This is a genomic window from Sphingopyxis sp. LC81 (assembly GCF_000756375.1).
Taxonomy (GTDB): domain Bacteria; phylum Pseudomonadota; class Alphaproteobacteria; order Sphingomonadales; family Sphingomonadaceae; genus Sphingopyxis.
The window spans coordinates 42,199-49,492 of sequence record NZ_JNFD01000043.1 but is presented as its reverse complement, the minus strand read 5'-3'; the positions used below and the strand labels follow the sequence as shown (position 1 = coordinate 49,492).

The window sequence follows — 7,294 nt, the reverse complement described above, 5'->3', positions numbered from 1 at the left end:
CGCGAGCACGCCGACCACCTCGGGCGCCTTCACCCCCGCATCAAACGCCGCCATCACCAGCGCCGCCTCGTCGACATGGCCGAACGGACGGTCCGCCATATAATCCGCCGACGGCGCACGCCGCAGCACATAGCCTTCCCCCGCCCAATCGAACGCGAAGCTCTCCATGTTCGCGCCGCCCGACAAGCGCGTCAGGCCCGACAAAACGCCGGGGCCGGCGACGCGCGCCATCAAGGCCGGGAGCAAGTCAGGAAGAACCGTCATGCGGGGATCGTGCGGTCTTGGGCCGATGAGCGCAAGCCGCCAATCGCGTCAGGATAGGTACGGACCAAGAAAGCGAAAACACCGCCTCAAGGAGCGCCAAATCCGCTAGACCGTCACAAATCGCCCCATGATGCATAGTCCTCGACATGCGTGTTGGGCCGGCGAAAGCTCGTGAAACTCATGCTCGCCGACAGGTCGAGCGCTTCGACCTGATGCCACCAGCCGACGGGAAGGAAGATCGCTTCGCCCGGGCCGATGATTGTTTCGAGTACCGGCGGTACGGCCGCATCACCATGGCCGGCGGGCAGCGCCTCATTGCCCCAGTCGGAGAAGCAATGGCGGCTGTTGCGCATCCGCGCGAACGCCCATGGCGGCGCCATCCGCACGCGCTTGCGCCCGATCACCTGCACGAGCAGATTGTTGGTGAGATCATGGTGCCAGGGGGTCAGCGTGCCCCTGGGTCCGAGCCAGAAAAAGCCGTCGCGCGGGCGCGTATCGTCGAGCAGCGCGATCGGCGCCATATCGTCCCACAAGGGAGCGAGCGCCGCGGCGTTGGCTCCGCTGTTGTAAGCGGTGAGGTAAATGTCGTTGCTCGCCTCGTCCTTGCGGAGCCAGTCGATCAGTTCGGCGAAACGGACGAGGCGGCGGTGATCGTCCTTCGCCAGCTCATAGTCGGGGTCGCGCTCGCGCTCGACCTGCGCCTCGACCACGGCATCGCCCGCGGCCGCGGCGAAATGGTCGAGCGACCAGCGCGCCAGCGCGGGCCAATGATCGACGATGCCCGTCAGCTTCGCGGGCCGGTTGACCTCATAATAGTGGCGATAGAAATGCTCGGCATCGGGCGCAGCGAGCGTGTCGAGCGCGAAGCCGCCCTCGGCCTCGCGCGCCAGCCGTTCCTGATTGGCGAGCAGCCAGCCCTGCTTCGCCATCCGCGCCGCCTGCCGCCGCAGCATCGCCGCCATCGGATCCTTCGCCAGCCGGTCGACCTCATATTTCGCCGCCGCCGCCGACACGCCCGCGGCGGCGAGGCGCGCGTGGAGCGCGCTATCGTCATCGCCGGCCGCAAGGCCTTCGGCGAGCAGGGTGCGTTTGTCGGGCTGGGACATCTGAAAACTCCTCGCGCCGCTCAAGGACATCGCGATGACAAAAGGATGACAGGCTAATCGCCCGCCGGTCCCTTATAGTCCAGCCCATAGACGGCAGCGCGAAAATCGCGGTGGAGGGTGCCGTCATAAGGAATGGTCTGGACGAAGAAGACCGCGGTCAGCTTGTTCGCCGGATCGACCCAGAAGAGGGTCGAGGCCATGCCGTCCCAGAAATATTCGCCCGTCGCGCCGCGATTTTCCTGTGACGTCTGCGGCGGCGATTTGCGCACCGCGAAGTCGAAACCGAAGCCGACCGCGCCCTTGCCGGGGAGCCACGCGCGTTCCTTGATCGCGGGGTCGAGCTGGTCGGTCGCCATCAGCTTGACGGTCGAAGGCTTGAGGATGCGCGCGCCATCGAGTTCCCCCTTGTTCAACAACATCCGGGCGAAGCGCTGATAATCGTCGAGGGTGGAGGCGAGGCCGAAGCCGCCGGGGGTCAGCGCATGATCCCTGAAATTCAGCACCTGCGCCTCGGCCGCGGCTTGCTGGATCAGCTTGCCATCCTTCTTCACATTCATCGCCGCGAAGCGCGGCAGCCGCGCGTCGGGCTGGCGCCACGCGGTCTCCCGCATCCCCAGCGGTTCGAAGATATGGGTTTGGACATAGGCCGCGAAGGGCTGGCCCGAGAGCTTCTCGACGAGCGCCGCCTGCACATCGACCGCGATGCTATATTCCCACTGGGTGCCGGGCTGGTACAGCAGCGGCACTGTCGCCAGTCGCTTGCTCGCTTCGGCAAGCGGAATCGCCAGCGCGAGCGGTTCGGCGGCGACATAGGCGTCGTGTGCGGGCGTCGGTCCGGCGCCATAGGCGAAACCCGCAGTGTGGCGCAGGATGTCGCGGACGGTGATCGGGCGTTCGGCCGCGACATAGCGCGGCTGGCCCGCGGTGTCCTTCCCGGCATAGACGCGCATATTCGCATATTCGGGGAGATATTTGGCGAGCGGGTCGTCGAGGCGGAACTTGCCCGCCTCCCAGAGCTGCATCAGCGCGACGCCGGTCACGGGCTTGGTCATCGAATAGATTTGCGCGATCGTGTCGCGGCGCATCGGGCGCTTCGCGTCGCGGTCGGCCATGCCGGCGCTGCCGAAATAGACTTCGCGCCCGTCCTGCCAGATCAGCGCCGAGCTGCCCGCAGCGCGGCCGTCGGCGATCATCGCCTTCAGCGCGGCATCGATCCGCGCCTTGTCGATCGTCACCGCTTCGCGCGGCGCTGCCTGTGCATGGAACGGCGGAGCGATCGCCGCCACGCCCGCACTCGCCATCATCATCGCCAACGCCAGTCGCTTGCCGCGCATATCGCCTCTCCCCTGCCCGGCCGTCCGCCGGGTTCGGCGCACATCACATGGGATCGGGCGCCACAGGTCAACCCGAATAGGTCTGCGCAGGGTTATTCGGTCGCGGCTGTTTCCGCCGCGGGCGCCTCTGCGGCCGTGAGGCTTCCGTTCTGGATCAGCCATTGCGGATGGTCCGCCTGTACCGAAGCCATGATGCGGTCGATCGCGGCGGCGACCTGCTCGCCCTCTGCCTCGCGGTCGCGCTGGACGATGACACGGCGCGCCTGCCCGTCGACCAGCACCCGTTCGCGCGGCAGCAATTCACCGACGGTCAGGCCGGCGAGGATTGCGCGGCTGTCCTCATCGCGCTGTTCGAGCGCGGCGAGACGGCGATTGAGCTGTTCCTCGACCTGCACCGCGGCGTTGGTCTGCTGCCGCAGCTGGACGATATTGACGTGCACCTCGCGACCCAGCTCGGCGCCGATCTTCGCCGCGAGTTGCGTATCGAGCCGGCCCGCATAGCGATCGACCAGCACGACGCCATCGACCGCGATGGCGTCATGTTCCATCCGCACGTTGAGGCTGTCGACGCGGTCGCTTTCGCCGAGCATGGCGCGCAGTTCGGTCTGGACCACCGACCGCGCGCGGACTTCGCCCGCCAGGCTGTTGAGCGTGAGCGCGAGCGGGATCGACAATATGCCGAGCGTCAGGGCGATGCCCACGACCTGCATCGCCGTATGCTGCGGCGTCAGCGACGGCCCAAAATGATTGAGGCGCGCGACGATCGTCGCGGCAAAGGCGATGGCGAGCGTGTTGGTGAGGAAGAGGAGCGCCGCGCCGAGTGCGAAATCGAGGCGGCCCGTCGCGAGGCCGAAGCCGACGGTCGACAGCGGCGGCACCAGCGCGGTCGCAATCGCAACGCCGACCATCACCCCCGACAGCTTGCGCATGATCGCATAGACGCCGGCAATCCCGCCAACCACCGCGACCCCGAGGTCGAGCAGGGTGGGCTGGGTCCGCGCGCGAAGTTCGGGGGTGACGTCCTTGATCGGCGACAGCCAGATGATCAGCATCGCGACGAGCACCGCGACCGCCATGCCCGCGGCGAGCGTCACGAGCGAGCGGCGAATCAGATTGGTTTCGAGGGTCGCAAGGCCGAAGCCAACCCCCATGATCGGCCCCATCAGCGGCGACACGAGCATCGCGCCGATGACGACCGCGGTCGAGCTTTGCAGCAGGCCCAGCGTGGCGATCATCGCCGCGAGGATGGTCAGCAGGAGGAATTTCTTGTCGAGCCGCGCATCGCGCGCAACGCTCGCCAGAATCAACGAGCGGTCGAGGGCGTCGTCGCCCTCGACCGCATCGTGATGGTCCGCGTTCCGCGCCGCGCGGCGACCGCCGGCATTGAACGGCGCGTCGCCCAGTCCGGGCACTCCGGGATGGTTACCGGCCACTGCAGCTGCCGGTTAGATCTTGCCGGTCAGTTCGGGAACGGCATTGAAGAGATCGGCGACGAGGCCGAAGTCGGCGACCTGGAAGATCGGGGCGTCTTCGTCCTTGTTGATCGCGACGATCGTCTTCGAATCCTTCATCCCGGCGAGATGCTGGATCGCGCCCGAGATGCCGATCGCGAAATAGACCTGCGGCGCGACGATCTTGCCGGTCTGGCCGACCTGATAGTCGTTGGGGACATAACCCGCATCGACCGCGGCGCGCGAAGCACCGAGCGCGGCGCCGAGCTTGTCGGCGAGCGGTACGATGACTTCCTCATACTTCTCGCTCGAACCGAGCGCGCGGCCGCCTGACACGATGATCTTCGCCGAGGTCAGCTCGGGACGCTCCGACTTGGCGATTTCGGCGCCGACGAAGCTCGAGATGCCGGTATCGCCGCCAGCCGAGACGGCTTCGACCGCGCCCGAACCGCCCGAGGTGGCAGCCTTTTCAAAGGCGGTGCCGCGAACGGTGAGAACGAGCTTCGCGTCGCTGCTCTCGACGGTCGCGATCGCGTTGCCGGCGTAGATCGGACGGGTGAAGGTCTTCGGACCTTCGACCGACAGGATTTCCGAAATCTGCATCACGTCGAGCAAGGCGGCGACGCGCGGCGCGATATTCTTGCCGGTGGTCGTCGCGGGCGCAACGAATGCATCGTGCGAACCCATGAGGTCGGCGACGAGCGGTGCGACATTTTCGGGCAGGTTGTGACCGAAAGCGGCGTTGTCGGCGACATGCACCTTGCCCACGCCGGCGATCTGCGCGGCTTCCTTGGCGACGCCATCGACGCCGCTACCGGCGACGAGGAGGTGGACTTCGCCGAGCTTCGCGGCGGCGGTCACCGCGGCGAGCGTGGCGTCCTTGACGGCGCTGCCGTCATGTTCGACCCAAACCAGAGTTTTCATGAATGCACTCCCAGCGCTTTGAGCTTGGCAACCAGTTCATCGACATCGGCGACCTTGACGCCGGCCGAGCGGACGGGCGGTTCCGAAACCTTGAGCGTCTTGACGCGCGGCGCCGTATCGACGCCGTAATCGGCGGGCGACTTGGTATCGAGCGGCTTCGACTTTGCCTTCATGATGTTCGGCAGCGACGCGTAGCGCGGCTCGTTCAGACGAAGGTCGGTGGTGACGATCGCGGGAAGTTTCAGCTTCACCGTCTCGAGGCCGCCGTCGACTTCGCGCGTCACATTGACGCTATCGCCATCGACGTTGACCGCGCTGGCGAAGGTGCCCTGCGCCCAGCCGGTGAGTGCAGCGAGCATCTGGCCGGTCTGGTTGTTGTCGTCGTCGATCGCCTGCTTGCCGAGGATCACGAGACCCGGCTGTTCGGCATCGGCGATCGCCTTGAAGATCTTCGCGAGCGCGAGCGGCTCAACGGCGTCATCGGTCTGGACGAGGATTGCGCGGTCGGCGCCCATCGCGAGCGCGGTGCGCAGCGTTTCCTGCGCCTTGGCCGGGCCGACGGAAACCGCGATGATCTCGGTCGCGACGCCCTTTTCCTTCAGGCGAATCGCTTCTTCGACGCCGATCTCATCGAACGGGTTCATCGACATCTTCACATTGGCCAGGTCAACGCCCGTGCCGTCGGCCTTGACCCGCGGCTTGACGTTATAATCGAGCACCCGCTTTACGGGGACGAGGATTTTCATAGCTTCGACAGCTCCTCTCGAAAAATTGTGCACTGCGCCATAATTGGCGTTTACGTAAACGTCAACTAGCAGTCCCTACTCCTCCCTCGCGGGTGCGAGGGAGGGTTGGATTTTCACGCCGCCTTGTTCACCTCGGCGACGATTTTCTTTGCCGCGTCGCCCAGATCATTGGCCGCAACGATCGGCAGGCCCGAATTGGCGAGGATGTCCTTGCCTTCTTGGACGTTCGTGCCTTCGAGGCGGACGACGAGCGGGACCGAGAGGTTCACTTCCTTCGCCGCGGCGACGATGCCGTCGGCGATGATGTCGCACTTCATGATGCCGCCGAAGATGTTGACGAGGATGCCCTTCACGGCGGGGTCCTTGAGGATGATCTTGAACGCCGCGGTGACCTTTTCCTTCGAAGCGCCGCCGCCGACGTCGAGGAAGTTGGCGGGGAATTCGCCGTTGAGCTTGATGATGTCCATCGTCGCCATCGCGAGACCGGCGCCATTCACCATGCAGCCGATGTTGCCGTCGAGCTTGATGTAGGCGAGGTCATATTCCGACGCCTCGACCTCGGCCGGGTCTTCCTCGGTCAGGTCGCGGAGATCGGCGAGATCCTTGTGGCGGAACATCGCGTTGCCGTCGAACGCCACCTTGGCGTCGAGCACGAGCAGTTCGTCGCCGTTCGCGCCTTCGCAGACGGCGAGCGGGTTGATTTCGATCTGTTCGGCGTCGGTGCCGAGGAACGCGGCGTAGAGGCCCGCAAGAACCTTGGCCGCCTGCTTGGCGAGATCACCCGACAGGCCGAGCGCCGCGGCGACGCTGCGGCCGTGGTGCGGCTGGAGGCCGGTGGCGGGGTCCACGACGATCGTGTGGATCTTTTCGGGCGTGTCGTGCGCGACGGTTTCGATGTCCATGCCGCCTTCGGTCGAGGCGACGACCGCGATACGGCTGGTGGCGCGATCGACGAGCAAAGCGAGGTAAAATTCCTGCTTAATGTCGGCGCCGTCGGTGATGTAGAGGCGGTTGACCTGCTTGCCGGCGTCGCCGGTCTGGATCGTCACCAGTGTGTTGCCGAGCATATCCTTGGCATGCGCTTCGACTTCCTCGATGGTCTTGGCAAGGCGGACGCCGCCCTTCGCGTCGGGGCCGAGTTCCTTGAACTTGCCCTTGCCGCGGCCACCGGCGTGGATCTGCGATTTGACGACATAGAGCGGCCCGGGGAGCTGCTTCGCGGCCGCGACGGCCTCTTCGACGCTCATCGCGGCAATGCCCTTGGGCACGGCGACGCCAAATTTCGCGAGCAGTTCTTTTGCCTGATATTCGTGGATGTTCATGAGGTCTGCCGGGCCTTTCGACTCTGGAAGGGGAGAGGATCGGCGCCGCCTAAGCACAAGTTCGGCGCCAATTCTACCCCCGGGTAGCCTCAGATATTCTTGTGCGCGGCAAAGGCGTGCGGCGAGCCGGTCCGTCTTTCGGATGAC

6 protein-coding genes and 1 pseudogene are annotated in these 7,294 nt (G+C 65.7%); all 7 read right to left on the bottom strand.

The window, feature by feature from the left end; genetic code table 11:
- Window positions 1–264: pseudogene (locus FG91_RS18900) on the bottom strand (phosphotransferase family protein); the annotation flags it as partial.
- Window positions 265–377: 113 nt separating this feature from the next.
- Window positions 378–1,370: a cupin-like domain-containing protein gene (locus FG91_RS18895; protein WP_052187907.1), complete on the bottom strand. Its 993-nt coding sequence runs from the start codon at window positions 1,368–1,370 to the stop codon at window positions 378–380.
- A gap of 53 nt (window positions 1,371–1,423) precedes the next feature.
- Window positions 1,424–2,704 carry a serine hydrolase domain-containing protein gene (locus FG91_RS18890; protein WP_037518182.1) on the bottom strand — a complete coding sequence of 427 codons (1,281 nt, stop codon included), beginning with the start codon at window positions 2,702–2,704 and terminating at the stop codon, window positions 1,424–1,426.
- A gap of 92 nt (window positions 2,705–2,796) precedes the next feature.
- Window positions 2,797–4,137 (bottom strand): DUF389 domain-containing protein, encoded by a 1,341-nt coding sequence (locus tag FG91_RS18885; RefSeq protein WP_037518179.1) that lies wholly within the window; start codon window positions 4,135–4,137, stop codon window positions 2,797–2,799.
- Window positions 4,138–4,149: 12 nt separating this feature from the next.
- Complete coding sequence (locus FG91_RS18880) at window positions 4,150–5,079, bottom strand: electron transfer flavoprotein subunit alpha/FixB family protein (RefSeq protein WP_037518176.1); 930 nt, start codon at window positions 5,077–5,079, stop codon at window positions 4,150–4,152.
- Window positions 5,076–5,825: an electron transfer flavoprotein subunit beta/FixA family protein gene (locus FG91_RS18875; protein WP_037518173.1), complete on the bottom strand. Its 750-nt coding sequence runs from the start codon at window positions 5,823–5,825 to the stop codon at window positions 5,076–5,078. The genes FG91_RS18880 and FG91_RS18875 overlap by 4 nt, the downstream gene beginning before the upstream one ends.
- A 113-nt stretch (window positions 5,826–5,938) precedes the next feature.
- Complete coding sequence (gene sucC / locus FG91_RS18870) at window positions 5,939–7,147, bottom strand: ADP-forming succinate--CoA ligase subunit beta (protein ID WP_037518170.1); 1,209 nt, start codon at window positions 7,145–7,147, stop codon at window positions 5,939–5,941.
- Between the last annotated feature and the right edge of the window lie 147 nt (window positions 7,148–7,294).

What these genes read in the sequence shown, in the direction of transcription:
- FG91_RS18880 (WP_037518176.1), bottom strand. Translation starts at nt 5,079, where the DNA reads ATGAAAACTCTGGTTTGGGTCGAACATGACGGCAGCGCCGTCAAGGAC.
- sucC (WP_037518170.1), bottom strand. Translation starts at nt 7,147, where the DNA reads ATGAACATCCACGAATATCAGGCAAAAGAACTGCTCGCGAAATTTGGC.
- FG91_RS18895 (WP_052187907.1), bottom strand. Translation starts at nt 1,370, where the DNA reads ATGTCCCAGCCCGACAAACGCACCCTGCTCGCCGAAGGCCTTGCGGCC.
- FG91_RS18875 (WP_037518173.1), bottom strand. Translation starts at nt 5,825, where the DNA reads ATGAAAATCCTCGTCCCCGTAAAGCGGGTGCTCGATTATAACGTCAAG.
- FG91_RS18890 (WP_037518182.1), bottom strand. Translation starts at nt 2,704, where the DNA reads ATGCGCGGCAAGCGACTGGCGTTGGCGATGATGATGGCGAGTGCGGGC.